Annotated in this window: 27 protein-coding genes; 9 read left to right on the forward strand and 18 right to left on the reverse strand. The window is 59.9% G+C overall.

From position 1 onward, the window contains the following. Positions 1-154: 154 nt before the first annotated feature. Together BLU28_RS23275 and nhaA are read right to left on the reverse strand one after the other, a co-directional pair. A complete protein-coding gene (locus BLU28_RS23275; RefSeq protein ID WP_077986048.1) occupies positions 155-895 on the reverse strand; it encodes a FadR/GntR family transcriptional regulator in 741 nt (246 codons plus the stop codon). A 238-nt stretch (positions 896-1133) separates the two neighbouring features. Then, positions 1134-2348 carry a Na+/H+ antiporter NhaA gene (gene nhaA / locus BLU28_RS23280; RefSeq protein ID WP_175477730.1) on the reverse strand — a complete coding sequence of 405 codons (1215 nt, stop codon included), beginning with the start codon at positions 2346-2348 and terminating at the stop codon, positions 1134-1136. A 212-nt stretch (positions 2349-2560) separates the two neighbouring features. On the opposite strand from nhaA, the gene BLU28_RS23285 reads away from it, so the two are divergent. Next, entirely contained in the window at positions 2561-4015 is a 1455-nt protein-coding gene (locus BLU28_RS23285) for a TrkH family potassium uptake protein (protein WP_077986047.1), read from the forward strand. 5 nt (positions 4016-4020) lie between these two features. Here the strand turns inward: BLU28_RS23285 and BLU28_RS23290 are convergent, their stop codons facing one another. From BLU28_RS23290 to nirK, 5 genes are all read right to left on the reverse strand, one after another. Next, complete coding sequence (locus tag BLU28_RS23290) at positions 4021-4824, reverse strand: potassium channel family protein (protein ID WP_072495342.1); 804 nt, start codon at positions 4822-4824, stop codon at positions 4021-4023. 423 nt (positions 4825-5247) lie between these two features. Further along, positions 5248-5502 (reverse strand): antitoxin, encoded by a 255-nt coding sequence (locus BLU28_RS23295; RefSeq protein WP_077986046.1) that lies wholly within the window; start codon positions 5500-5502, stop codon positions 5248-5250. Between the two features lie 137 nt (positions 5503-5639). Continuing rightward, positions 5640-6341: a Crp/Fnr family transcriptional regulator gene (locus BLU28_RS23300; RefSeq protein ID WP_003585377.1), complete on the reverse strand. Its 702-nt coding sequence runs from the start codon at positions 6339-6341 to the stop codon at positions 5640-5642. Positions 6342-6489: 148 nt separating this feature from the next. Then, on the reverse strand, positions 6490-7407 hold the full coding sequence (locus BLU28_RS23305) for an SUMF1/EgtB/PvdO family nonheme iron enzyme (protein WP_022557538.1): 918 nt from the start codon (positions 7405-7407) through the stop codon (positions 6490-6492). A 108-nt stretch (positions 7408-7515) separates the two neighbouring features. Then, positions 7516-8658 (reverse strand): copper-containing nitrite reductase, encoded by a 1143-nt coding sequence (gene nirK, locus BLU28_RS23310; RefSeq protein WP_077986045.1) that lies wholly within the window; start codon positions 8656-8658, stop codon positions 7516-7518. A gap of 236 nt (positions 8659-8894) precedes the next feature. Here nirK and BLU28_RS23315 point away from each other — a divergent pair, with 236 nt between their 5' ends. Continuing rightward, a complete protein-coding gene (locus BLU28_RS23315) occupies positions 8895-10127 on the forward strand; it encodes an NnrS family protein (protein ID WP_077986044.1) in 1233 nt (410 codons plus the stop codon). An 85-nt stretch (positions 10128-10212) separates the two neighbouring features. On the opposite strand, the gene BLU28_RS23320 is transcribed toward BLU28_RS23315, so the two are convergent. The 8 genes from BLU28_RS23320 to BLU28_RS23355 form a co-directional block, all read right to left on the reverse strand. Next, positions 10213-10746, reverse strand: a complete 534-nt coding sequence (locus BLU28_RS23320) for a DUF2249 domain-containing protein (protein ID WP_034499553.1) — start codon at positions 10744-10746, stop codon at positions 10213-10215. 78 nt (positions 10747-10824) lie between these two features. Continuing rightward, on the reverse strand, positions 10825-11130 hold the full coding sequence (locus BLU28_RS23325; protein WP_034499555.1) for a DUF2249 domain-containing protein: 306 nt from the start codon (positions 11128-11130) through the stop codon (positions 10825-10827). 143 nt (positions 11131-11273) lie between these two features. Further along, positions 11274-13172, reverse strand: a complete 1899-nt coding sequence (locus BLU28_RS23330) for a nitric oxide reductase activation protein NorD (protein ID WP_077986042.1) — start codon at positions 13170-13172, stop codon at positions 11274-11276. 72 nt (positions 13173-13244) lie between these two features. Beyond that, positions 13245-14057 (reverse strand): CbbQ/NirQ/NorQ/GpvN family protein, encoded by an 813-nt coding sequence (locus BLU28_RS23335; RefSeq protein WP_077986059.1) that lies wholly within the window; start codon positions 14055-14057, stop codon positions 13245-13247. A 64-nt stretch (positions 14058-14121) separates the two neighbouring features. Next, positions 14122-15468 (reverse strand): nitric-oxide reductase large subunit, encoded by a 1347-nt coding sequence (locus BLU28_RS23340; protein ID WP_003585385.1) that lies wholly within the window; start codon positions 15466-15468, stop codon positions 14122-14124. Between the two features lie 24 nt (positions 15469-15492). Then, positions 15493-15945: a c-type cytochrome gene (locus BLU28_RS23345; protein ID WP_022557547.1), complete on the reverse strand. Its 453-nt coding sequence runs from the start codon at positions 15943-15945 to the stop codon at positions 15493-15495. 178 nt (positions 15946-16123) lie between these two features. After that, positions 16124-16414, reverse strand: coding sequence for a hypothetical protein (locus tag BLU28_RS23350; RefSeq protein ID WP_077986041.1), 291 nt, complete (start codon positions 16412-16414; stop codon positions 16124-16126). A 4-nt stretch (positions 16415-16418) separates the two neighbouring features. After that, on the reverse strand, positions 16419-16952 hold the full coding sequence (locus BLU28_RS23355; RefSeq protein ID WP_077986040.1) for a cytochrome c oxidase subunit 3: 534 nt from the start codon (positions 16950-16952) through the stop codon (positions 16419-16421). Between the two features lie 137 nt (positions 16953-17089). On the opposite strand from BLU28_RS23355, the gene BLU28_RS23360 reads away from it, so the two are divergent. Then, positions 17090-17245: a hypothetical protein gene (locus BLU28_RS23360; protein WP_003520964.1), complete on the forward strand. Its 156-nt coding sequence runs from the start codon at positions 17090-17092 to the stop codon at positions 17243-17245. Positions 17246-17257: 12 nt separating this feature from the next. Beyond that, on the forward strand, positions 17258-17935 hold the full coding sequence (locus tag BLU28_RS23365) for an NnrU family protein (RefSeq protein ID WP_077986039.1): 678 nt from the start codon (positions 17258-17260) through the stop codon (positions 17933-17935). Positions 17936-17939: 4 nt separating this feature from the next. Here BLU28_RS23365 and BLU28_RS23370 read toward each other — a convergent pair whose 3' ends face one another. From BLU28_RS23370 to BLU28_RS23380, 3 genes are read right to left on the reverse strand one after another with little or no spacing between them, the layout of a single operon-like run. Continuing rightward, positions 17940-18530: a UbiX family flavin prenyltransferase gene (locus BLU28_RS23370; RefSeq protein ID WP_077986038.1), complete on the reverse strand. Its 591-nt coding sequence runs from the start codon at positions 18528-18530 to the stop codon at positions 17940-17942. Continuing rightward, complete coding sequence (locus tag BLU28_RS23375; RefSeq protein WP_175477731.1) at positions 18527-20041, reverse strand: UbiD family decarboxylase; 1515 nt, start codon at positions 20039-20041, stop codon at positions 18527-18529. The genes BLU28_RS23370 and BLU28_RS23375 overlap by 4 nt, the downstream gene beginning before the upstream one ends. 56 nt (positions 20042-20097) lie before the next feature. After that, positions 20098-20448: a DUF488 domain-containing protein gene (locus BLU28_RS23380; protein WP_022557554.1), complete on the reverse strand. Its 351-nt coding sequence runs from the start codon at positions 20446-20448 to the stop codon at positions 20098-20100. Between the two features lie 150 nt (positions 20449-20598). On the opposite strand from BLU28_RS23380, the gene ubiT reads away from it, so the two are divergent. The 5 genes from ubiT to BLU28_RS23405 all read left to right on the forward strand — a co-directional run bounded on the left by ubiT (position 20599) and on the right by BLU28_RS23405 (position 24540). Further along, positions 20599-21114 carry a ubiquinone anaerobic biosynthesis accessory factor UbiT gene (ubiT, locus tag BLU28_RS23385; RefSeq protein ID WP_034499567.1) on the forward strand — a complete coding sequence of 172 codons (516 nt, stop codon included), beginning with the start codon at positions 20599-20601 and terminating at the stop codon, positions 21112-21114. Then, positions 21105-22082, forward strand: coding sequence for a ubiquinone anaerobic biosynthesis protein UbiU (gene ubiU, locus BLU28_RS23390; RefSeq protein WP_022557556.1), 978 nt, complete (start codon positions 21105-21107; stop codon positions 22080-22082). The genes ubiT and ubiU overlap by 10 nt, the downstream gene beginning before the upstream one ends. A gap of 5 nt (positions 22083-22087) precedes the next feature. Beyond that, the gene (gene ubiV, locus BLU28_RS23395) at positions 22088-23026 is read left to right on the forward strand and encodes a ubiquinone anaerobic biosynthesis protein UbiV (RefSeq protein WP_034499926.1); all 939 of its coding nucleotides are present in this window, start codon (positions 22088-22090) and stop codon (positions 23024-23026) included. Beyond that, positions 23023-23406, forward strand: coding sequence for a hypothetical protein (locus BLU28_RS23400; RefSeq protein ID WP_022557558.1), 384 nt, complete (start codon positions 23023-23025; stop codon positions 23404-23406). The genes ubiV and BLU28_RS23400 overlap by 4 nt, the downstream gene beginning before the upstream one ends. Positions 23407-23553: 147 nt before the next feature. Next, the gene (locus BLU28_RS23405; RefSeq protein WP_077986037.1) at positions 23554-24540 is read left to right on the forward strand and encodes an ABC transporter substrate-binding protein; all 987 of its coding nucleotides are present in this window, start codon (positions 23554-23556) and stop codon (positions 24538-24540) included.

The raw sequence follows: 24540 nt of genomic DNA on the forward strand, positions 1-24540 counted from the left end.
GACCAGACGCGGCCGACGAGCAAAGCGTTTTCATAATCCTCAGGCAAAATTGCGGTAGCGTCGATCGACCTTACGCCGGCCATGTATATCCTCCCACTATCTATGCGTTCGCTAGCATACGACTGGATGTCAGACAACCCGACCTATGTGAAATTCAAACATTTTTATTTGCCCGCAATGGCATGCCGAAGAGTGCGTCCTCACCAAGTCCTAATCGGCTGGCCGAATTAACGATGTGATAGGTCATCCATTTCTCCGCACCATCCTGGTCGCGAGCGGCGATTGCCTCGTAAACAGCGCGGTGTTCGTCGAATGTTGTTGTCGCGATATTTGTGTCGCCTGTGCAGCGAAAGGCGAGGGGAATGATGTCGCCCAGATAGGTTAACAGGGGAGACAACATATCGACATAGAATCGGTTTTGCGTTGCCCGTGCGACAGCCAGATGAAATGCGATATCAGAGCCGATGCCCTTCGCAAGCCAGTCGCTGACCCGGCTCATTTCGAAGACATGCTCTCTTAGAATGGAAAGATCGTTGACCTTATGCTCCGTTGCGGCCAATCGAGCAGCTTGCCTTTCAAGAGGCAGCCTCAGTTGGAACAGCCCAGGCAGATCATTCGGATCGGGAACACCACAGATCTCCAGACGAATTTTCGATCGACGAACCGTCGACAATACAAACGCTCCGATACCATGACGGGTCTCGACCAGGCCTTCACTCCGAAGCTTTGCAATTGCTTCACGGATAACGGATCGACTCACGCCGAATGTCCTGGCAAGGCTCAGCTCCGCCGGAAGCTTGCCTCCCGGTTGCAGCTCTCCAGTTTCGATCTTCTTTCCTATCTCATCAGCTACCTTTTGCGGCAAGTGGTGAGTGCGCTCAACGGGTTGAAACATGTCTGGATTGTCCTCCCTTTCGGCACGACGCAAGTCGCTGTGCGTCTTTTGCCGAGTTTTGTGGCGAAAACAATGGTCCGGGGCATTTTATTCGTTCCCGATTTGCTCGTCTGGCTCGCTTCTGTCCCGGCAGGCGTGACTGCAACTCTAGCTCAACGTGTCTCGCGCAAATGGTAGAGGGCTTGAGAGGCCAGCCCGCCAATCCGGCGAAGTGGCCCCAAGAGGTGTCCGGAATACATCACGAGGTGGAGACAGTCTCGCCGGAAGCCTTCGACGTCCGGCGACTTGATGCGCCCAGCACAATGGCGCCCAAGACACCTGCAACGACCGATCCCATCAAAATTCCCACCTTAACATGATTCTGAACTTCCGGGTCGTCGAAGGCGAGCAAGCCAATAAAGAGGGACATGGTAAAGCCGATCCCGCATAAGAGGGCAGTGCCGGTCACCTGACCCCAGCTTGCCTGCGCGGGAAGTTGTGCAAGCCGAAGCTTTACCAGCAAGGTGACGACGCCAAGTACGCCAGCGAGCTTGCCGAAAACGAGGCCGCCAGCAACGCCCATTGTTAACGGCTCGCTGAAGACAGAGACGCTGAGACCGGAAAGTGACACGCCAGCGTTGGCGAAGCCGAAGATTGGCACAATGATGAAAGCAACCGGCTTGTGAAGCGCATGTTCAAGGCGATGGAGGGGGGACTCGGCTGGCGTTGCCTCCGGGGTGCCGGGGGTAAGCTTCAACGGGATCGTCAGTGCGAGCATGACACCAGCAAGTGTGGCATGAACACCTGACGCAAAGACTAGCACCCAAAGGACAGCACCGAGTGTGAGATAAGGCCACAGCACCTTTACCTTCATCCTGTTGAAGATGAAGAGGTTGCCCCAAACAAGTGCAGCGCCAATAAGAGCGGTGAGGTTCAGGTCTGCCGTGTAAAACAGAGCGATGACGATAACAGCGCCGAGGTCATCAATTATAGCAAGCGCCGCGAGAAAAATCTTGAGCGACGTCGGAACTCGTGATCCGAACAATGAGATGACTCCCAGCGCGAACGCGATGTCGGTTGCCGTGGGGATCGCCCATCCCTGTAGTGCTGTGGGATTGCCGCGGTTCAGAAGAACGTAGAAGATGGCCGGAAACAGCATGCCGCCTGCTGCTGCAGCTCCTGGCAAAACCCTCCGAATCCAGGTGGAGAGCTGCCCATCAAGCATTTCGCGCTTGATTTCAAGCCCGACCATCAGGAAGAAGACTGCCATCAGAGCGTCGTTGATCCAGTGTTGAAGGCTCAACGGTCCCAGATAGACATGAAGGACATGAAAGTAGCTTTCCGCCACAGGTGAGTTGGCTGTAATGATCGCGAGTAAAGCGACGGCCATGAGGACGAGGCCGCCCGAGGCTTCATTGTCAAGAAACTTGCGAAGTGTGGAATTGATGCGACCTGGATTTGATGTCGAAGACACAGGTTCACGCTCCCTTGCTTGGAAGTTGATCTCAGTCTCCGTGGATTTCGGGGAACCCGCAGCGCACGCAGCACGCGCTGTTCGAATATAAATATCCGAAGCTGTAGACGGTTTCCACAAAAACCGGAAATTTTTCGCTGAGTGGACCGCCAAGACTTTACGATTGAGCCAAACACCGCATTCTAGACGTAGCAAAGCTATGGGAGACACAGTTGACCGCCGCCAACCTCCGTTCCGCGATCCACATTGCCTCCTTGTTCGGCATCTACCTCAGCGTCGCGATGATGGTGCCTGCGCTTGCTGATTTCTACGTTTCGAACCCGGACGCAATTGTTTTCACCCGAGTGAGTGTTCTATGCACGGCCCTGTTTGCCGGAACAGCCATGGCAACCCGGGAGGGCACACCGCAACTTAATCGACGCATGGGGGTGCTGCTCGTCAATCTGCTCTGGATTGTTTTCTGCGTTCTTGGCGCCTTACCGCTCTGGCTCAGTGGAGAAGGCCTCACCTTTTTCAAAGCACTTTTTGAATCCGTTTCCGCGGTGACGACAACCGGATCAACGGTGATGACCCATCTTGATCATGCCCCGCCTGGAGTTCTTCTTTGGCGTTCGATGCTGCAATGGTTCGGCGGAATCGGGATCGTCGCATTAGGTCTCTTTGTGATGCCTTTTTTGCGCCTTGGGGGGATGTCATTTTTCCGGCTGGAATCTTCGGACAAGGGCGACAAGGTTTTCGCGCGTATCGCGAGTTTCCTTCGCGCTTTCGTGGCGATCTATGTCACAATCACACTCGTATGCGCTTCGGCTTATCATGTGCTCGGAATGGATCAGTTTGATGCGCTGAACCATGCGATGACCACAGTCGCTACGGGTGGTTTTTCCACCCACGATGCTTCCTTTGCCTATTTTGACAGCGTGCCATTGCTGTGGGCCGGTACGTTCTTCATGTCTTTGTGCAGCCTGCCTTTTTCGATCCTCATTCTGTTCGCTGTAAAACGCTCCTCTGCCCCATTGAGAGACCCGCAGATCATCACGTTTCTCGGTTACCTCATCCTTTCGGCTCTGGCACTGGGCGTGTACCACCATCTGCATAACAACGTCGCAATAGGGACATCGCTGGCCCACTCGTTTTTTAATTTGGCCTCGATCTTGTCGACATCCGGATTCGCCAGCCAGGACTATACGGCGTGGGGACCTCTCGCGGTGTCGCTGGCCTTTGTCGCTACATTTGTTGGCGGTTGCTCAGGGTCGACAGCGGGCGGCATCAAGGCATATCGTTTTGTCATCATGTACAGGTCGCTGCGACCAGCAATTATGAAGGTTATCTATCCAGACAGCGTCACCACCATTCGATATGGAGGAACTGTTGTGGACGCGGACATGCAGAAGGCGATCTTTCTTTTCTTTTCTGTCTTCGTTTCGTTCTGGGCGATGGGAACGGTCGTCCTGAGCGCGCTCGGATATGACTTCCAGACAGCAGCTTCATCCGTTTTAACCGCGTTGTCGAACGTCGGACCCGGGATCGGTTCAATGGTCGGCCCCGCCGGCAACTTCGCGGAAATGTCGAACCCCGCTCTGCTTCTCCTCTCTATGCTGATGCTGATGGGTCGTCTGGAGATCGTCACCGTCCTTATTATTCTCTCGCCGCTTTTCTGGCGCAACTAGCGCAATCAATCGTTATCGTTCGGAATATTCAGCAACTGCCCGCAGGCTTTGCAGTGGACCGCGTCAATCTCATGCCTTTGGAGGCCACATGTCTCGCATGGATACAGGACCTTGTAGGGACGCACGATAGATTGCGCGAGCCGAACGAAAAGCGAGATTCCGACGATCATCGTGACAACGGAGGTGAGTTTTCCGAGGGGGCCCGGAAGAGTGATGTCACCGAACCCGGTCGTCGTCATTGTGGCAACTGTGAAGTAAAGGGCGTCGACGAACCCGATGAGTCCGCCCTGATGGTAGAAGAACGTCGTGTAAACAAACCCCGTCACCATGAAAAGGAAGACGAGGAAGTTCAACGATGCGCGCGCCACGTCCTTAAAGTGATGACAGCCCAGCCGTTTCAGAACAATAACAAAAAGCGGGCTCGCTCCCACTGCCCATAATCGCATCGCTCTCAGAAAAGCGAAATTGAAAAGTGCATCAGGAAACAGCAGCGTCGCGAGGATGACAAGATCGATCCATGTCATCGGGCGCCTCAGCAACGTCGTAACGGAACCGGTAGCGAATGCACGCGCAAACAGCTCCGCCAAGATCCAGACGGCGATGATGTAGTCGATGATCAGATAGGACGGTCCGGTTCGCAAAAACGGCCCGAAGATGAAGAATGCAATGATACTGACGTCGATCACCGCGAGCGCGGCCTGCCAGGCAAGTGCCCACTGATCGCGCCCGCGTTCGATACGACGTAGTTTCATACGCAAGATCTCGAGGCGAGACGGCACGGATCTTCTGGTTCTTGTCGATGGTCTCATTCGTAAGCGATAGGCGCGAGTGAGGTTCGGGTCAACAACGAGGGCGATTCCCAGAGCGTTAAACCTCGAAGAGGGCCTTTGTGTTGGTGTAGGGTGATCACGGACGTCCAGGCGGCCTCGCCGATCATGGCCGCTTGGTAATGCACAACATGCGGCTTGTTTCTGGTTCTGCATGGATCGTAGCGGAGATCGATCCTGCAAAAATGCAGACGGCGCGCCGCGCTGCAGCGACAACGCGAGTGCCCGCGCATCCGCCTGGTTCGGTGCATCGAAGAAGTCGATAATCATCGACGCTTCCGGAGCTGCGCCACGCCCACGACCGGCGCAGAAGCGCACGCGGCCCTCGTCAATTTGGAGGCTAGGAATTCGTCCGATCGGCGGCCATCAATGTTATGACCGCAGTCGTGTCGAGAAGATGCGAGATCACGGAAACATCGTATTCTCCAGCCGGTCCTGTGGATCTGGCTGGTCGCGCACGTCTTTCATAAAATCGTCGCTCACGCCGCGCGCCATCGCTGCTTTCAGAGAGTTCCAGGCCTCGGCACGCTCAATATGGGACGCAAGATCGGTGAATCGCCCGCTTGCGTAAGTCCACACGATGGGCGTCGAACACAATTCTTTCGGCAGGCGAACCGGCTGAGAGGTACCGGACTGAAATACGCGGGTGACATGGGGCATGGTTCGCTCCATTCAGTTTTACCGCTTTTATAAAAATCATATGTCCCGCGACTTAAACTAGCAACCTCCCTGTAACCGACAGAGCGTAAGAAACGCGCAAGAGCAGGCTGCCGCAATGAGCGAGGCCAAGGCTCGCCCTAGACTTGACTGGTATCGCCGTCCGCCAGTTGAGCAAGGCCCGGCAGATCGCATACGAGAAGCTTCTGCCGGCCGCCCTGAACGAGGCCCTTGCTCTCCCAACTGGACAGGATGCGAGAAACGGTGTGGAGCGTGGTGCCGGTCATTTCCGCTATATCCTGCCGCGAGATCGGGAAGTCGATTCGAATACCGTCCACCTCCTTGCGCCCTGCCTGTTGCGAAAGGCGCAGTACGGCGTGCGCCACCCGACGCTCTACCTCCTGCGTCGACATTTCGCGGATGCGCGTATGGGCTTCCTCAAGACGTTGGCCAATGGTCTGCATGGCGGAGACGGCAAGGTGCGGGTTCTGCTCGACGAAGTGCGGCCAGAGGTCCGTCTGCCAGGAAAGGATCACGCTTTCGGCGGCCGTGGTCGCGGTACCGGGATAATCGGACCGCTGCAGCGCCCGGGCGAAACCGAAGAGATCACCGGGATGCACCACACGCACGATGATTTGCTGGCCATCGTGCGTGACCTGCGTCACCTTCAGGCGGCCATGAATGAGCAGGAAGAAATGCTTGGCTGGCTGGCCCTGCTCAAAGATGGCTTCGCCCGGCGGCACCAGCCGAGATGTGGCGTGCGTCAGCAGTCCGTCCAGCTCATCGTCGGCCATCCTGGCAAACAAGGCCAGCGACCGGATGACGCTTCGGTCAATCTTCACTTGCACCCTCTCCGGTTAACTGGCACCGCGCGCTCCCTGCCAAGAGAAACATGATGCGAGCGTTCTGTATTCTCAACGACACAGCTCTACCCATCGGGCGAAGAAGAACAAATGATATAAATCAACTGGATGTTTTAAGTGACGACTATCACGTAGCCCGACCGGCTGCCCGGAGCTTTTCGACGAGCGGAGCATACCAGCGCGTATCCTTCACCAGCCGGAAGCCGAGATTGTCAGGCGGTACTCCGACAGCGCAGCCTCCGCTCTTCGGGTTTTTGACGAAGGCGCTCATAGCCGCCCGATGTTTTCCCGACGCGACCGGGATACCGCAGGAGGCAACGCTATCGATCGCCTCACCATCCTTGCCGAGCGTCACGCGGTGGCTGCAGCTCGATGTCCATTCCCAGACGTTGCCCCCGAAATCGGCAAGGCCATATTCGTTTTCGCCAAAGCTGCCATAGGATTGCGGAACCGGGTTGTCCGAGGCTTTACGGCTGGTCTGCCGCTCGTAATCGGCCAGCCAACGCAAGGCCGGGTTTTCGCTGTCCGCGCCGACACCCAGCGTCTCATCCGGAAAATGCGACCCGGCGGCGAAAGCCAGTTCAGCGTCGCTCGGCAGGCGCCAGACCTCGCCTGTCCGCTCACTCAGCCACGTCGCATAAGCGCGGGCGTCATCCTGGCTGATTCCGGTTGCCGGTATCTCGCCGCCGACCGGAGCGGTAAAGCCGGGTTCCGGCTGCTGACAGCCGCCTTCCGCTACGCAGCGCGCATAATCGCCGCTCGATACCTGATATTTCATGATCGTCAGATTTTGCCGCATCACTACGTCGACCATCGGGCCATCGACGGCATAGCCATTGCGGAAATATTCGCCCTCCGCCCGGTATGTGAAATGCCCGGCGGGCACTGTGACGACCTGTGGAGCCATCATGGTCGCGCGGTCATCAATGCCGCTGCGGATGATCCCGGATTGGAAACCGATGGCCGTTGCCAGCAGCGTTGCAATCGAGAGCGGGAGAAGAAGCGAGACGGCTTTTGGGAAGTGGCTGTTGCCAGAAATGCCCATGGGAACCTGCCTGCGTCGAGAAGACGCCAAAGTCGGGCCTGCGTTCAGGCGCGGAGAGCAGAACCTTAAGCGCGCCCGCGGCTGTCGACGGGCGCGCTTCCGCTTGTGTCAGATGCTCGACGGGGCGAGCACCGCCTGCATCAAGCTGTTGTTCCACTCGCCTGTCACCTTGAAATGGGCGGCCGCGCCCAGTTCGAAGGCTTCGATAAGGTTGTGATTGACATAGGCGTAGATGCCGGGCTGCTCGAAGGTATAGAAGGCCGCGCCTGCCGTGCCGCCGGGGATGAACCATGTTTCCTGGTCGATATCCGGCGGATTGCGGAATTTACCCGTTGCCCAGACATAATCGCCATGGCCGCCGATAAGGTGCGGGCGGGTATCACGGTTCGCCTGCGAATGCACGATCAGCACTTTTTCACCCACGGCGGCCTGAAGGGCGTGTTCTCCCGTTAGCGCGCCAACCGCACCGTTGAAGACGATGTGACTCGGTGTCAGCTTGCGCATCACCTCCAGCGTGTCGGCCATGGCGTCGCCGGCGCTTTCATATTTTTTGAAATTGCCGTTCTCGTCGCGCGGGATGTAGAAGTCCTGCTCGCCGACATAATAGATCTTGTCATAAACGAGCTCCTTGCCGTGGCCGTCCGTCAGGCCCTCACGCGGCAGTACCATGATCGCGCCATTCATGCCCGAGGTGACGTGCCACGGCACCATGCCGGGAGGTGCGCAGTGATAGACGAAGACGCCGGCCTTGGTGGCCTTGAAGCGCAGGATCGCCTTTTCACCGGGGTTGACGATGGTGAGCCCGCCGCCGCCGAGCGCGCCGGTGGCCGAGTGGAAATCGATATTGTGCTGTAGCTCATTGGTATCGGGGTTGATGAGGGTCAGTTCGACATAGTCGTCCTGGTGCACCACCATCAGAGGCCCGGGAACCGAACCGTTGAAGGTCATGGCGTGGACCTCGGTGCCCTTGTCGTCGAGGATCATCTTCTGCTCTTTGATCGTGAGCGTGAACTCGACGATCTTCGGTCCGCCTTCGGCTTTCTGCGTGTGAGCATGCACGAAGGGCGGCTTGACGAGATCAACTTTTACGCGAGGCAGTACTCCAATATCCGCGTTCGTCAATGGCTTGGCCGCAGCCTTTTTTTCCTCTGCCGCGCTCGCTGTCGATGGCATGATGACCGGAGCTATAGCCCCTGCAAATGCCGCGCCTGCGAGAATATTACGCCGTGTGATGTGGAAGGTTTCCGTCATCATATTTCTCCTGTCCCTCTTGGGGCAGAGCATGCTTCGCTCTGTCCCAGCATTTGTAGTGGAGGGGCGGAAATACAATTTGAGATGGAGCAAACTGCGCGTCGGGCCACCTGCGACATTTTGGCAGGCGGTTACGGCTTCATGCGGACGGGTAGCACCGCCTCTTTGCCCGTTCGCAAAGAAGCCTGACGGGCTTGGGTCTAGACATATGTCAAGACCAAGCAAGGAGCATTATAATGAGTGGCAGCCAACCCGTTCCCACCAAAGGACGTAGCCGGCCAAAGGGCGGCATTCCAAGGGGGCTGGCACGCAGCGGCCCGGTTATCTTCTCCTACGGCTTCCGGCCGTTTTTTCTCGGTGGCGCCCTCTGGGCCATCGTGGCGATGGTGTTGTGGATCGCAGCACTTTCCGGCTTCATCGACCTTGGCGGAGATTATGGCGCGCCGAACTGGCATGCCCATGAGATGCTGTTCGGTTTCGCTTCAGCGGTGCTGGCCGGCTTTCTCTTGACGGCTGTGCCCAACTGGACGGGGCGGCTGCCCGTATCGGGCAAACCGCTGGTCTGGCTGTTTGCGCTGTGGTGCGCGGGCCGGATCTTGCTGCTGGTGCCAGGCAAGGTAGGTGTGGTCACCGCCGCAACCGTTGACGGACTTTTCCTGCCGGCACTTCTCACGATCTGCGCGCGCGAGGTCATTGCAGGGCGCAAGTGGAAGGACCTCAAAGTGCTGGGTGGGCTATTGGCGCTTTCCGTCGCCAATATCGTTTTCCATTTGGCGGCGATTGAAGGCGACCTGAGCCAGACGGCGACCCGTCTTGCCGTCTCAGCCTACACCGTGCTCGTCATTATCGTCGGCGGCCGGATCGTGCCGAGTTTCACTCGCAACTGGCTGAACCGTTTCGGCCGCACGGATTTTCCTGTGCCCTATAACGGCTTCGACACCGCCGCCATCCTCACCGGCATTGCGGCGCTGGCCACCTGGACAATGGAACCCGAGAGCATGCTGGCCGTGATAACGGCGCTTCTGGCGGCTTTCATGCATGCGATGCGGCTCATCCGCTGGCGCGGCTGGACGACATGGCCGGACCAGGTGCTGGTGGTGCTGCATGCGGCCTATGCCTTCATCCCCGCCGGTTTCATCGCCATCGCGCTGGCGGCTCTCGATGTCATGGACACACGCTCGGTCCTGCATGTCTTCACCGTCGGCGTCATCGGCTGCATGATGCTTGCGGTGATGACCAGAGCGAGTCTCGGCCATACCGGACGAAAGCTCGCGGCTAGCAAAGTTACTATTGCCGCTTATGTGGCGCTGATCGCCTGCGCACTGCTGAGGCCGGCAGCCGAGTTCTTCCCCGGCGCGATGATGCGTCTCTACGCCTGCTCGGCGCTTCTCTGGATCGTGGGTTTCGGTCTGTTCTGCTTCGAGTACGGGCCGATCCTGATGCGCGAGCGCAAACCGCTCAAAGCCTAGAAGGCCTGCTTGCCATACCGCCAAAACAAAACGCCCCGGAAGCAATTTCAGGGGCGTTTCGTTTTCCGGGAGTTTGACTTCTGGTTTAATGCGCGCCGGCACCGGCGCGGATGAAGATGCGAAACGCCGTGCGCGCCTCGTCGAAATTTCCGGCCCATTGATGACCCCGGGCCAGTAGCTCCGGGTAGAGGAAGGTCGGTTCCTGCGGCATCAGCAAGAAGATCACGGAACCTAGGGGAAGACTGTCAAGTGTGGCAAGCGTACGGGTCGTTTGACCCTCGGTCGCCTCATCGCTCAGATCGAGATAGACGACCGGGTCGGGCCATATCTGCGGCTCCTCCGCGTTGCCCGCAAGCGCGGGCGACACGGAAATCTGCTCGGCTTCACTGGATCGCGGCGTGAACAGCACCTCCCAGTCGCCGCCGCCGATTTCCCGAACCTGATGGTTGAAACCGCGTTCGGCCATCACCTTGAACAGTGGACTGGGCCGGAAGGTGGCGTATAATCGCAGCGCCTCACCGGGCGCAAGCCCTGCCACGGCTTCCATGATGGCCGGAAAAGGCTCGCCGCCGCTCAGCAAAAGCGGCCGGACATCGAGTTCCCTGATCATTTCCGTCATTGCATCACCTCATCTGTCGGCTGGCGGCGGCAGGGGCCGTCCGCCAGAGGAATTTTCACCATGCCGCAGGCGCTGGGCTCAATGTTCGGATCCGCAGCAGCATTCGCAGCCGGAGATATCGTCTTCCGAACCTTCGGCCTGTTCTTCAAGCCGGCCGATATCGAGGCGCCAGACGTCCGGACCCTGTTCGAGATATTCCCAGCCGAACTGGCCAGGGAAATTGGTGGCCAGCTGGTAAAGCAGCGGACGGGGATCGTGATCGCTGGTGATCTGTAGCGATTGCCCCTCGGTCAACGCGCCGAGCGCACCGAAAATGCGCGGATGACGTTCGCGATGCGGAATGATGCGCACATCGATATTGGTTGCGGTATGAGCTTCGGACATAGGCTGGCTCCACGGCCGCGGATGGAATGATGCCCGGCGGTGCGGCCGGCCGGCGGACTGGAAAAACCTATCCGCCGTGCGGTTGGGAGACATTGTCGCCGCGCAAACAAACCTGAGATTCGTCAGGTCCGTCTGCGCGACAATCAGCCGGCAAGGCTGCGATAGATTGCCGGCAGCGCCGATGGAAGCTTGGCGATCCTGTTGACGATGGCATAACCGTTCTGGCCGAACATGGCCGGAATATAGGATTGCGCCTTGCTGTCGACGGTCACGCCGAAGACGCTTACGCCCGAACGTCTGGCCTCGGAGACCGCACGGCGGCTGTCCTCGATGGCGAAGCGGCCCTCATAGTGGTCGACATCGTTCGGCTTCCCGTCCGTTAGCAGCAGAAGCAGCTTGCGGCGCTCCGGCCTTTCATGCAGCTTGGCGCTGGCATGGCGGATGGCGGGGCCGATACGGGTGTAAAAGCCGGGCTTCAGCGCCGCGATGCGACGCTCGACGGTGTGGCCCATCGGCTCATCGAAATCTTTCACCGTTTCCACCCGCACCCACGAACGGCGGCGGGAGGTGAAGGTCAGGATGGAGTGACTGTCACCACAGGCGGAAAGCCCGTGCGCCAGCACCAGCAGGGCTTCCTTTTCCACATCGAGAACCCGGCGATTGTCGAACCAGGCATCGGTGGACAAGGACACATCGACGAGGATCGTTACGGCGAGATCATGCGCCTGCGGGCGACTGGCCATATGAATGCGGTCGCTGCCCTGTCCGCCGGCGGTGATATCGCTTCTGGCGCGCACCACCGCGTCAAGATCGAGATCATTTCCGTCAAGCTGGGCGCGCAGCATCTCGTGGCGTGGCCGCAGCACCTCGAATTGCCGCCTGACTCGGCGGATGAGGCTTTTGGTGTCCGGGTCGGGTTCCGGTGCCGTCTTGGCGTCCTTCGCCGGACCGGCGATCACCCGGCAATGATCGGAGAGATAGGTACCGCTGCGATAATCCCATTCGGGATAGGTGAGCTCTGCCGTCAGCGCGGTGTGGTTCAGCGCTTCGGGCGGCAGGTCCAGATCGAAGCGGAAGCGGGCGGAAGGCCGTCCCTTTCTCTCTCCCAGCGTCATATCATCCAGCTCGTCGGCTGCGCTGCCGTCGGCATCGTCGCTGTCGTCAACGGGGCGGTCGACATTGACCATCTCCGCCATGGCGAGGATTTTTTCGAAACGATTGAGGATGAAGGGGCTGCGTTCGGTCTGGCGGTTCTCAGTTTTTTCGCGCACGGCGATATGGCGGGCGGTCTCCGCCCCCTGCGGCGCGGCGCTCGTTGCCGGTTGGTCCTTGCCCTGCCGGGCTTCGGATGTCTCGCGCAGCAGCGTATCCGGCCACAGCGGCACCGGCAGCATCGGCAGGTAGCGTGGCGGCGCTTTGGCCAGAAAGCCGGCGGGTGGCTCATGTCCCTCGATCCCTGCCGCATCGGCCAGCATGGAAAGCACCCGTTGTTCCACCTGCTGTTCGGCCTGCGGCAGTGGCCGCTTTTGCCGCACCGCGAGCATGGCGGCGCATAGCCGGCGATAGCGGGTCTTCATGCCGGGAAAAGTACGGGTTACGGTCTTGGCCAGCTCCGCGGCGCGGTCGAGCCGGGCAAGATCGTTGCGCAGCGGATCGGCAGCCACGACCGGTTTAAGCGGCATCATCGCCATGGCGGCGGCGAGCCAGAGATAAAGATCGCGGTTGAGGCACCGGTCGGGAAACAGATCGAGCATCGGCGGCAGCATCAGCGTGGCATGATCGCGTCCGGGTTGGGCGAGCTTCTCTTCGCCAAGGCCCATGCGCTGGCGCAGCCTCAACCGGTGGCTGGAAGTGCGCGCGCGGGCGGGAGCGATCTGCACCGCGTGTTCACCGCCAAAACCGCGGAAACAAATGGCCAGCACGGCCTGCATATCTTCCAGCTTCACGGCGTGATCCGGAAAGCGCAACCATGTACCGGTATCGCCGATCAGCCTGTGCCAGGCGCGGCCGACGGTTTCTTCCAGTTCCAGAAAGTCCAGCATGGTTTATCCTCATGGCATCGAGCCGGAATGCGCGGGTAATACCGCGCATTCAGATATTGATATAAATGTGCCTTATCGTATGACCGCATCCGCGACTTCATGCAGCGCGGCCTTCACATCCGGCTCGTCGGACAGCGGTTCGATCATCGCCGCGCGCACGGCCTGACGGGCGGGAAGGCCGGTATCGATGAGGCTGGCGCAATAAACGAGCAGGCGGGTGGAGACGCCTTCTTCCAGATCGTGGCCTTTCAGGCCGCGCAGCCGGTGGGCGAGATCGACGAGCGGCTCGACATCGCGCGCATCGAGCCCGCTTTCATGCGACACGACGGCAATCTCCTGCTCCTTGGGCAGAAAATCGAATTCAATGGCGACGAAGCGCTGGCGGGTGCTGGGTTTCAGGCTTTTCAGCAGGTTCTGGTAGCCGGGATTGTAGGATACGACGAGCATGAAACCCGAGGGCGCTTCCAGCACCTCGCCGGTGCGCTCCAGCGGCAGGATACGACGGTCGTCGGTGAGCGGATGCAGCACAACGGCCACATCCTTGCGCGCTTCCACAATCTCGTCGAGGTAACATATGCCGCCCTGACGCACGGATCGTGTCAGCGGGCCGTCCATCCACACGGTTTCACCGCCTTTCAGCAGGTAACGACCGGTCAGATCGGCGGCGGCGAGATCGTCGTGACATGAAACGGTCGAAAGCGGCAGGCCGAGTTTCGCCGCCATATGGCTGACGAAACGGGTCTTGCCGCAACCTGTCGGGCCTTTCAGCAGCAGCGGCAATTGCCGCACCCAGGCGCTTTCGAACAGCGTGCATTCATTGCCAAGCGGTGTATAGAACGGCGTGTCCGGCAAAGGCTGCGGCGGGGGGCGGAAAATCGTATTCATGGTCATCTCCATGGTTGGTGGTAAGGACCGGCTCTCCGGGGGAAAAGGAGAGCCGGTCCGTTTCTCATTCGGCGGGCTGCACGAGGCGGGCGACGTCGCCCTGTTTCTGCTTGCCCGGCACCAGGACTGCCCAGATGAACATGACCGCCGAAATGAGAACTGCGAAACCGGAGCCGAGACGGATCCAGTAGAAGATCGCCAGCTGGTCCTGCACATCCATGAAGCTTTCGCCCATGACGCGCTGAAGCTGGATCTGCACCACGCCGGCAAAGGTCAGCGCGAAGGTCATGACCGACATGGCCGTGCACATCACCCAGAAGCTCGTCATCGAAAGCCACTGGTTGTAGGGCGCGCGTTTCTTCATTTCGGGGATGGCGTAGGCCATCATCGCAAGGTTCAGCATCACATAGGCGCCGAAGAAGGCGAGGTGGCCGTGCGCGGCGGTAAGCTGCGTGCCGTGGCTGTAATAGTTCACTGAAGACAACGTGTGCAGGAAACCCCAGACGCCGGCGCCGAAGAAGGCCATGACCGAGCAGCCGATCGACCACAGAAGCGCTGCGCGGTTCTCATGCTTGCGGCCGGCCTTCCAGGTCATGACGAAGGTGAAGATGACCATGGTGAAGAAGGGGGCCACTTCCAGCGTCGAGAAGAGCGAGCCGATCCACTGCCAGTAACCTGGCGCGCCGATCCAGTAATAATGGTGGCCGGTGCCGAGAATGCCCGAGAAGAGGGCAAGTCCGACGATGACATAGAGCCATTTTTCCACCACTTCGCGGTCGATGCCGTTGAGCTTGATCATCAGGAAGGCGAGGATCGAGGCCATGATCAGTTCCCACACGCCTTCCACCCACAGATGGATGACGTACCACCAGTACATCTTGTCGAGCGCCAGGTTCATGGGGTTGTAGAAGGCGAAGAGGAAGAAGATCGCCAGACCCCAGAGGCCAAAGAGCAGGATATTGATGACGGTGGTCTTGCGGCCCTTCAGCGCCGTCATGGTGATGTTGAACAGGAACATCAGGACGACAAGCACGATGCCGACCTTGATCGCAAAGGGCTGTTCGAGGAATTCACGGCCTTCGTGGATGCGGAACATATATCCGACCACGGCAACGGCTGCGGCCACCAGGAAGATCCAGAACTGCGCGATGGCGAGCTTGGGGCTGTAAAGCTCGGTTTCCGTCTCTTCCGGCAGCAGGTAGAAGGTCGAGCCCATGAAGCCCATCAACAGCCACACGACCAGCGCATTGGTGTGGATCATGCGCACGATGTTGAAGGGCAGAAGCTCTGAAAGCGTATTGGGAAGCACGTAGATCGTCGCGGCGACGACGCCGAACAGGATCTGCGCCACGAACAACCCGATTGCGCCGTAAAAATACAGCATGGCGACTTTTTGCGTCTGGTATTTCATCTCATCATCTCCTTGCCGTCAGCCTCAGCCCGCATCGTTCGGCGGCCAGTTCTGCGTCTTGATCCGGCTCGTCCATTCGAGGAAGTCGACGAGATCATCCAGTTCCTGTTCGGTGAGATTGAATTGCGGCATCTGGCGCCGGCCCTCGATGCCGGTGGGCTGGGCTGCCATCCAGGCCTTGATGGAATCGCGCGCCGCATCCTTGTCGTCCACGCCGCCATAGCGCTTCCAGACATTGCCGAGTTCGGGCGCGAAATAGGCGCCTTCGCCGAGCAGCGTGTGACAGTTGATGCAGGAATTTTTCTCCCACACATGTTTGCCGCGTGCGACGCTTTCGGTCAGCGTGCTTTCATCCGTCGAGGTGGTGCGCATGTAATAATGGCTATGGGCGGTCAGCCCGACGAATATGGCGAAGAAGAAGATGGAGCCGCCGTAAAAGACGTTTCGCGCTCCTGTTTTGGTCAGGCGTTCTGCCATGCCAATGGTCCTTTCCATCCGGAAGACCGCTTATGCGGACTGGCTTGATCGAACCCTCTTGCCGGGATTTGCCAGCAGGCTGGCGGAATGCGGTGGGGTCTGACGCCTTTCTAGCCGCTGGCTGCAGGCGTTCTTTGCCATTTGGCAAACAAGTGCAGAGGTGATGTGGTCCGCTTTTTCAGAGCGACAAAATGCCCTGCAGGAGCGCCCGCAGCAGGGCTGCGGCGGCAAAGATGGCCGGCCATGCCAGAAGTGCTGTGCGCAGCAGGCCACGCTCTTCGCGAAAGCCGAGAAAGTCGTCGATGACGCGTCTGGATTTTAGGAGCGCGAAAAGCAGCATCAGGCAGGCGGCGGCGACCGGTGGCAGAAGCGCCGCTTTCCACGATGTCACGACGGCCGTACCGGCGAGAACGAGAATGGCGAGTGCTGCAAAACTTCTTGCAAGCTGGCGGGAGGTGCGGTGGATCATGATGTCAAACCAGGTAAATAACCGGAAAAATGACGATCCAGACGAGATCGATCACATGCCACAGCGTCGTCACCAGCGTGACGTTCTCGTTTTTCGGGAAGACTGCGACGAGAAACAGCAGTACGGCCACGAAGACGACATGCAGCAGGTGGAAGCCGGTGAGCAGAAAATAAAGCTCGAAGAAAGCGCCATAGGCGGGATCGGAGGCGAATGCGATTTCGGTGGAGTATTCATAGAGTTTTACGCCGACGAAAACGAAGCCCAGCAGGCCGGCAAGCGCGAGCGCCCGCCTTCTGCCCGGCAGCGCGGTGGGGCGACTGGCCGCAACGGCCGCCTGCCAGCCGCTCGCCAGCAAAATCAGTGTGTTGAGGCCGGCAAGTTGTGGCTGCAGATGCTGGCGCGCGGCGGCAAATGCATCGGGATTGAGGGTGAAGGCAATGATGAAGGCGCCGGTCAGCGCGCCGAAAGCGGCAAGTTCGCTCCAGACCAGAATCCACAAAAGCAGGTTTCCGCTTTCCTCTTCCGTATTGATCGCCATGGTCTTGTCCGTAATGGTAAAACAGCAAGCCACGCTTAGGCGTCCTCAAACCCCGCTTCTTTGCGGTCGGTCAAAGAAGGGAGCGTGCAAAGTCCTATTGTCATGACAAAGCGCAACTCTGGAAAATGGAGCTTCCCATGAACGACGCGCAGGTCGGGCTGATTGTCGCAACCCCTATTATCATTGGCTTTGCGGTGCTGTTGTACCGTATGGGTGTGTTGCAGCGCATGGGTGCGGTTTCCGCCGTGCTTGCCTCCGTGGCCATTGCTTCGGTGCTGTTCCTGAACCAGTGAAAAGGCAATCGCATGCTTGAACTTGTCGCCGCTCTTTCGCTTTTCGTAGCGCTGCATTCCATTCCCGCCGTACCTGCCGTGCGCGGCCGGCTGATCGCGGCCATCGGCAGGCCCGCCTATTTCGGGAGTTATTCCGCCGTTTCGCTTCTGACGCTGGGCTGGGTATTTTATGCCGCGCTGTCGGTCGATTATATTCCGCTTTGGGATGTCGCGCCCTGGCAGGCGCATGTCACGTTTCTCGCTGCTCCAATTGGCCTGTTTTTCGTGCTGGCCGGCCTTCTCAGCGTCAATCCGCTTTCTATTTCCGTGCGGCAGGGAGATATACCGGGGGCAATCGTGCGCATCACGCGGCACCCGGTACTCGTCGGCTTTCTGTTCTGGTCGCTCGGTCATGTTGTGCCAAATGGCGACCTGCGTTCCGTCATCCTGTTCGGCGGTTTTGCGCTGTTTTCGCTTGGCGGGATGGCGATGACCGAAAAACGCGCGCGAAAAAGACTGGGTGATGCATGGAGCGCGGCGGCTGCTAAAAATGCAACGATCCCTTTCGTAGCATTGCTTTCGGGTAAAACGCGCCTCGCGGTGGACGGGCCGATGCTACTAGCCGCCTTGCTGACAGGGTTGATGGTCTGGTGGCTGTTGGCCGGCGGCCATGCCATGCTTTTCGGCGCGGACCCCATGGCCTATCTCTGATCGTTTAGCGCGCCTTCTCCATATGCGGCTGCCATATCGGCGCCTGCGGCGCGGGCGCGATACCGAGCTGATCGATGGCGCGGGCGGCGAGCTGATCGACAATATCGAAGACGCGTTGCGGCCGGTTGTAAAAGGCCGGCACCGGCGGCATGACGATCGCACCTGCCTCCGTCACCGTGCACATGTTGCGCAGATGGATGAGATGCAGCGGCGTCTCGCGCGTCATCAGCACAAGTTTCCGGCGTTCCTTCAGATGCACATCGGCGGCGCGGGTGAGAAGATTGTCCGAAAACCCGGTTGCAATGGCCGTAAGTGTGCGCATGGAGCAGGGCGCAACGATCATGCCTTTGGTCGGAAAGGAGCCGCTGGCAATTGCCGCGCCGATATCATCGACGGCGTGGTTGACGCTGGCGAGCGACAACATGCGCCCCATGGCTTGCGCACCTTCCTCATGCAGCACGGTGCGCCTGGCCGATTGCGACAGGACGAGATGGATTTCGACGCTTTTCATCTCGGCGAGGCGCTCGACGATCCGCAACGAAATGCCGGCACCCGAGGCGCCGGTGACGCCAACCACGACGCGGCACGGGGTCATGGCCGTTCTCCAAGGCCGAGATCGCGCCACATCAGATCCACTTTCGCGATCACGTCAGGCGTCATCGACAGCACACGGCCCCATTCGCGCTCCGTTTCCGGCGGCAGCTTGCGGGTCGCATCCAGCCCCATCTTGCCGCCGAGCCCGGCTTTCGGCGAGGCGAAGTCGAGATAATCGATTGGCGTATCGTTTATGATCGTCGTATCGCGCGAAGCGTCGAAACGGGTTGAGAGCGCCCAGACGACGTCCGCCCAGTTGCGCACATCAATGTCGGGATCGACCAGAATGATGAGCTTCACATAGCTGAACTGCGGCAGCATCGACCAGAGACCCATCATCACCCGCTTTGCCTGACCGGGATAACGCTTGTCGATGGAGGCGACCATGATGCGGTAGGAACAGGCCTCCGGCGGCATCCACAGATCGACGATTTCCGTAAACTGCTTTTTCACGAGCGGCAGGAAAATGTCAAGCATGGCCTCGCCGAGAACCGAAGGCTCATCCGGCGGCCGGCCGGTATAGGTGGAAAGATAGATCGGATCGCGGCGCATGGTGATTGCCGAGAGCGTCATGATCGGAAAGGCTTCGACCGAATTATAATAGCCGGTATGGTCGCCATAAGGTCCTTCCAGGGCCGTTTCCGTTACTGAGACGGTCCCTTCCAGCACGATTTCGGCATTGGCGGGCACCGGCATCGGCACGGTCAAGGCTCTGGCAATGCGGCTTTTCGAGCCGCGCAGCAGGCCGGAGAAGCCAAGCTCGCTGATATGGTCGGGAAGCGGCATGACGGCGGCGAGAATGGTGGCGGGATCGGCACCGATGGCGACGGTAACGGGCATATCCAGCCCGCGCGCTCGCCACAGCCGGTGGTGATGCGCGCCGCCGCGATGCGCCAGCCAGCGTATGATCACCCTGTCCGGGCCCAGCACCTGCATGCGATAGATGCCGACATTGATATCATCGGGATCGTCAGGCGAACGGGTGATGACCAGCGGCCAGGTGACGAGCGGGGCCGGTTCGCCCGGCCAGCACCATTGCACCGGCAGGCGGGCGAGGTCGACAGCATCGCCCGTCAGCACCCTTTCCTGCACCGGCGCGCGTGAGACGTTGCGTGTCCGCATCGAAAGTGCGGCTTTCAGCAAATGCAGCTTACCCCATGCCTCGGCCATGGATTTCGGTGGTCGCGGCTCGCGTAATTCGGCGAGCTTTTGTCCAAGTGCGGGCAGGCCGCCGGTCTCAAGCCCCAGCCCCCACTCGATACGTTGCCGCGTGCCGAAAAGATTGGCAAGCAGCGGCATGTCCCGCACCTTTGCCTCATGGTCGACGGGTTGCTCGAAAAGCAGCGCCGGCCCGCCATCGGCGAGCACGCGGCGGTGGATTTCGGTGATTTCGTGCAACAGCGAGACCGGCTGGCGAATTCGCCGCAGCTGCCCGCGTTCTTCCAGCAACCGGGCGAAACTGCGCAGATCGGCTGCGTGGGCGGGTTTAGTTTCTGTTTTCTCGTCTCTCATGCCGCCTGTTTGCCGATGGCAGTGCGGCATGTCCTTGCGCTGCCGCAAATGCGGCTTCAATGCGAACGAAGATAGTCGGCGAGAACCAGGGCGTGGTTATGTTCGATATCATGGGCGGCATAAAGCAGCGTGACCCGGCCTTTCGCCATCAGCTCCTTCATGTGCGCCACGGCATCGGGATTGGCCGAGAGTTCCTTATGATAATGCCGGGTAAATTCCTCAAAGCGAGACGGTATATGGGAGAAGTTTTTGCGCAATTCGTTGCTGGGAGCGATGTCCTTCATCCACAGGGAGAGCTTTGCGTTGTCCTTGCTCATGCCGCGCGGCCAGAGCCGGTCCACCAGAATGCGCGCGCCGTCATCGTCGCTGGCGGGTTCGTAAATCCGTTTGACCCTTAAATCGGACACGGGCGGCCTCCGTCGCTTGGCAAGTGAATGAATTATAGCGGCTTTTGTGAAGGCGCACCCGAAAATTTCCCTGTCTTTGCGTTCGCTCAAACCGCCACCCCGCGCGCTGCGGTTAGGTTGCCGCCCGCAACTGAGCCGACAGGACCTTTCATGAGATCTTTTCCCGCCGCCATCGCCCGCCCCCTGAATTTCCTACCCCTTGCCGTGTTGCAGCGAGCGACGGCGGCGATGCTGGCACAGATCATGAAGCGGCATCCGTATATGTTCGTCCGGCTCGGTGAACATCGTGGCAAGCGCTACGCCTTTCTGCCCGTCGATCTCCCCTTCGCCTTCATGGTCGAGCCGGCAGGTCCCGCCATCACCGTCAGCCGCAAGGCTCGCTTGGCCAAGGCGGATGCGGCGGTCGAGGGACCGCTTTTCATGCTGCTTGCGCTGATGGAGGGGCGGCAGGATGCCGATGCGCTGTTCTTTTCGCGTGATCTCAGCGTCACCGGCGACATGGAGGCGATGCTGGCGCTGCGCAATGCGCTCGATGACAGCGGCATCGATCTGCCGCGCGATCTCGGTGCATTTGCTGGACCTTTCGCGCCAATGGTAACGGGCCTTGCGAACCGCCTGCGCGGCCATGTTCTATCCGAAACGCGGGGAGGCGAGGCATGGAACTGATCTGTCCTGCAGGAACGCCTGCCGCCTTCCGCGAGGCCGTGGATGCCGGGGCGGATGCGGTCTATTGCGGTTTTAGCGATGAAACCAATGCCCGCAATTTCCCCGGCCTTAATTTTTCCCGCGAGGAACTTGCCGAGGCCATCGTTTACGCAAAAAAGCGCGGTGTACAGACCTTCGTGGCGCTCAACACCTTCATGCGTGCTGGCAATGAGGATATCTGGTATCGCGGCGCGGCCGATGCCGTGAAGGCGGGGGCGGACGCACTTATCCTTGCCGATTTCGGCCTGATGGCGCATGTGGCGGAACATCATCCGCAGCAGCGTATCCACGTCTCCGTGCAGGCCTCCGCCTCCAATGCGGATGCGGTGAATTTCCTCGTCGATGCCTTCGGCGCGAAACGCGTGGTGCTACCGCGCACCCTGACTATCCCCGACATCGCCCGGTTGGCGCGGCAAATCCGCTGCGAGATCGAAATTTTCGTGTTCGGCGGTCTCTGCGTCATGGCGGAGGGGCGCTGCTCGCTGTCGTCTTACGCCACAGGCAAGTCACCCAACATGAACGGCGTCTGTTCGCCGGCAAGCCACGTCCGCTACCGGCAGGACGGGCAGGCGCTGGTGTCGGAACTTGGCGATTACACCATCAACCGTTTTCCGGCCGGCGAGGCGGCGGGTTACCCCACGCTGTGCAAGGGCCGTTTCGAGATCGCCGATGACAGGTCCTATGCCTTTGAGGATCCGGTGTCGCTTGATGTGATGGACCAGATCGATGCCTTGCGCGAGGCGGGCGTCAGCGCACTGAAGATCGAGGGCCGCCAGCGCGGCAAGGCCTATGTGGCGGAAGTGGTTTCCACCCTGCACCGGGCGCTGGCCGCTAGCGCCGAAGAACGGGGACGGCTGCTCTCGCGCCTGCGGCTCCTAAGCGAAGGCCAGCGCACCACCGTCGGCGCTTATGAGAAACGCTGGAGATGACGGCGATGGCAAAACCCGCAAAAACCACATTGGCGCTCGGCCCGGTCCTCTATCTCTGGCAGGGGGAGAAATGGCGAGATTTCTATTTCCGCATCGCCGATGAAGCGCCCGTCAGCCATGTTTATCTCGGTGAAACCGTCTGCTCCAAACGGTTTCATTTCACCGAGCCGCATCTGGCAGAGGTGATCGAGCGGCTGGAGAGTGCCGGAAAACAGGTGATCCTCTCGACGCTTTCGCTGGTGACGCTGGAGCGGGAAAGCCGCCACCTGCGCAGTCTGATCGCCGACAGTCCCTATCCGGTCGAGGCGAACGATCTTTCCGCGCTCGGCATGCTGCACGGCACCCCGCATGTCGTCGGGCCGATGGTGAATGTCTATAATGCCGCGACCGCGCGGTTGCTGTCGTCTCGCGGCGCGAGCGCCATCTGCCTGCCGCCGGAACTGCCGATGACCTCGGTGGAGCGCATCGTGGCGCAGACGCCTGATGTGGACTTTGAGATCTTCGCCTTCGGCCGCCTGCCGCTCGCCATTTCGGCGCGCTGCGCCCATGCCCGCGCCAAGGGCAATATCAAGGATAATTGCCAGTTCGTCTGCGGCGACGATCCGGATGGATTGCCAGTACGCACGCTTGACCGGCAGTCGTTTCTGGCGCTGAACGGCGTACAGACGGTGTCGCATACCTGCCAGTCGCTGCTTGGCGAATTGCAGGACCTAGCCGCCGCCGGCATTTCCCGCTTCCGGCTGTCGCCGCAGGACTGCGACATGGTTGCGGTGGCGCAAATCCATCACGACGTTCTGGCCGGCAGGCGGGAGGCGGAAGACGGTCTTGCACGTCTCGGGCAAATCTACCCGGACGTGCCCTTTTCCAATGGTTTCCACCACGGGCAGGAAGGGGCGGCCTGGATCGCCCGTGCCCGCAACACGGCGCATGGGGTGAATGCATGACGACGAACGGGCAAAGCGAGCAAAAGCTGCCCGCAGCGGCACCGGGCGGAGCGGATATCGCGGCGGCAATCCATCTGGTGCGCGATATTGTCTTGCAGAGCGCGCTTGATTGCAGCTGCCGCGACAGGGTGCACGAGGCGCTGCGCGAACTCGAGGATTTCGAGCGCCAGCGCAATATCGTCAAGCTTCTTGCCGCCGCCCGTGAGGAGCGTCGCAAGATCGCGCTCCTTACCGAGATGCTCTGCGATTTCGCCGAAGACGACACGGTGGATGAAGGCGTGGTTGAAACCGCAAGCCTGATGTTTCTCGATATCGCCGCCGCCGCTCAGGAGGGCTCGCGGCTCCTGCGGGACGCGCTCTCACTCAAGAAGGGTGAATAATCCCTGTTTTCGGCTCTGTTTGATCCTGCGCAAAGAGCGGGCGCTTGCAAAATGTCATTTCCGGGGTGGCGACGCGCCGGGACCGGAAAACGGTCTGAGCGGGCGTCACGCGCATCAGGGCGCTTCCGGCGCGAAAGGATCAGGACCATGGCCCATCATTTCACCCGTCGTCAGGCTCTTTCGGCCTTTTCCGGGCTCGCGGTGGCGACACTTGCCGCACCGCATGTCGCGAAGGCGGAAGCGCCGCTCACCTTTTATGGCCCTCCGGCCGCGCCCTCCGCGGTGCTGGCCCATGCGGTAAAGGGCGGGTTCCTGAAGGATGTCGCACCCGGAGCATTCTTCAAAGCCTGGAAAACACCGGATGAAATGCGCGCCGCCGTTGCCTCCGGTTCCATGGGGGCGGTGGTGATGCCGAGCTACGGCGCCGCCAATCTCCATAATCGCGGTCTCGGCCTCGGGCTGTTGAACGTGCTGACCACGGGCCTGCTCTATATCGTTTCGAAAGACGAGACGCTGAACTCCCTGAAAAGCCTTTCCGGCAAGACGCTCGCTTTGCCGTTCAAGAATGATATGCCCGATTTCGTGCTGCATCGCCTCGTTGCCGAAAACGGCTTGAAGTCCGGCGACATCAAGCTGGAATATGCCGCCTCGCCGCCGGAAGCTGTGCAATTGCTGCTGACGGGCAGGGTGGATGCGGCGCTGCTCAGCGAACCGGCCGCAACCGCTGTGCTGATCAAGGCGAAGTCGTTTTTCATGACCGTCCATCGCACCATTGATATTCAGCGGGAATGGGCGAAGGTGGCCGGCAAGGCTGAAATTCCGCAGGCTGGCCTCGCCTTGACATCGCTGGTCCAGCAAAAGCTTGGCAAGTCCGGCATAGAGGCTCTACAGGCCGCCATGGAGACGGCGCTTGCCAGCGCTATGGCCGATCCGAAGGCGGCGGCCGCTGCGGCCGCTGATGCCTTGGGTTTCCCGCCTGACATCATCGCGGCCTCCTTCCCGACAAGTCATCTATGCGCCCTTAAGGCGAGCGCTGCGCGCGCCGATCTCGAGGCGTTTTACGATGAACTTGCCAAGGCAGACCCGGCAATCATCGGCGGCCGGCGGCCGGATGAAGGGTTTTATCTGGTGTAG

This window comes from Agrobacterium pusense, from assembly GCF_900102105.1.
GTDB classification, from domain to species: Bacteria; Pseudomonadota; Alphaproteobacteria; order Rhizobiales; family Rhizobiaceae; genus Agrobacterium; species Agrobacterium pusense.

What these genes read in the sequence shown, in the direction of transcription:
- BLU28_RS23360 (WP_003520964.1), top strand. Translation starts at nt 17,090, where the DNA reads ATGAACGACGCGCAGGTCGGGCTGATTGTCGCAACCCCTATTATCATT.
- BLU28_RS23330 (WP_077986042.1), bottom strand. Translation starts at nt 13,172, where the DNA reads ATGCTGGACTTTCTGGAACTGGAAGAAACCGTCGGCCGCGCCTGGCAC.
- BLU28_RS23370 (WP_077986038.1), bottom strand. Translation starts at nt 18,530, where the DNA reads ATGACCCCGTGCCGCGTCGTGGTTGGCGTCACCGGCGCCTCGGGTGCC.
- BLU28_RS23325 (WP_034499555.1), bottom strand. Translation starts at nt 11,130, where the DNA reads ATGTCCGAAGCTCATACCGCAACCAATATCGATGTGCGCATCATTCCG.
- BLU28_RS23340 (WP_003585385.1), bottom strand. Translation starts at nt 15,468, where the DNA reads ATGAAATACCAGACGCAAAAAGTCGCCATGCTGTATTTTTACGGCGCA.
- BLU28_RS23295 (WP_077986046.1), bottom strand. Translation starts at nt 5,502, where the DNA reads ATGCCCCATGTCACCCGCGTATTTCAGTCCGGTACCTCTCAGCCGGTT.
- BLU28_RS23290 (WP_072495342.1), bottom strand. Translation starts at nt 4,824, where the DNA reads ATGAGACCATCGACAAGAACCAGAAGATCCGTGCCGTCTCGCCTCGAG.
- BLU28_RS23345 (WP_022557547.1), bottom strand. Translation starts at nt 15,945, where the DNA reads ATGGCAGAACGCCTGACCAAAACAGGAGCGCGAAACGTCTTTTACGGC.
- BLU28_RS23405 (WP_077986037.1), top strand. Translation starts at nt 23,554, where the DNA reads ATGGCCCATCATTTCACCCGTCGTCAGGCTCTTTCGGCCTTTTCCGGG.
- BLU28_RS23320 (WP_034499553.1), bottom strand. Translation starts at nt 10,746, where the DNA reads ATGACGGAAATGATCAGGGAACTCGATGTCCGGCCGCTTTTGCTGAGC.
- BLU28_RS23275 (WP_077986048.1), bottom strand. Translation starts at nt 895, where the DNA reads ATGTTTCAACCCGTTGAGCGCACTCACCACTTGCCGCAAAAGGTAGCT.
- BLU28_RS23315 (WP_077986044.1), top strand. Translation starts at nt 8,895, where the DNA reads ATGAGTGGCAGCCAACCCGTTCCCACCAAAGGACGTAGCCGGCCAAAG.
- ubiT (WP_034499567.1), top strand. Translation starts at nt 20,599, where the DNA reads ATGAGATCTTTTCCCGCCGCCATCGCCCGCCCCCTGAATTTCCTACCC.
- BLU28_RS23355 (WP_077986040.1), bottom strand. Translation starts at nt 16,952, where the DNA reads ATGGCGATCAATACGGAAGAGGAAAGCGGAAACCTGCTTTTGTGGATT.
- BLU28_RS23350 (WP_077986041.1), bottom strand. Translation starts at nt 16,414, where the DNA reads ATGATCCACCGCACCTCCCGCCAGCTTGCAAGAAGTTTTGCAGCACTC.
- BLU28_RS23335 (WP_077986059.1), bottom strand. Translation starts at nt 14,057, where the DNA reads ATGAATACGATTTTCCGCCCCCCGCCGCAGCCTTTGCCGGACACGCCG.
- nirK (WP_077986045.1), bottom strand. Translation starts at nt 8,658, where the DNA reads ATGACGGAAACCTTCCACATCACACGGCGTAATATTCTCGCAGGCGCG.
- BLU28_RS23400 (WP_022557558.1), top strand. Translation starts at nt 23,023, where the DNA reads ATGACGACGAACGGGCAAAGCGAGCAAAAGCTGCCCGCAGCGGCACCG.
- BLU28_RS23375 (WP_175477731.1), bottom strand. Translation starts at nt 20,041, where the DNA reads ATGAGAGACGAGAAAACAGAAACTAAACCCGCCCACGCAGCCGATCTG.
- ubiU (WP_022557556.1), top strand. Translation starts at nt 21,105, where the DNA reads ATGGAACTGATCTGTCCTGCAGGAACGCCTGCCGCCTTCCGCGAGGCC.
- BLU28_RS23365 (WP_077986039.1), top strand. Translation starts at nt 17,258, where the DNA reads ATGCTTGAACTTGTCGCCGCTCTTTCGCTTTTCGTAGCGCTGCATTCC.
- ubiV (WP_034499926.1), top strand. Translation starts at nt 22,088, where the DNA reads ATGGCAAAACCCGCAAAAACCACATTGGCGCTCGGCCCGGTCCTCTAT.
- BLU28_RS23305 (WP_022557538.1), bottom strand. Translation starts at nt 7,407, where the DNA reads ATGGGCATTTCTGGCAACAGCCACTTCCCAAAAGCCGTCTCGCTTCTT.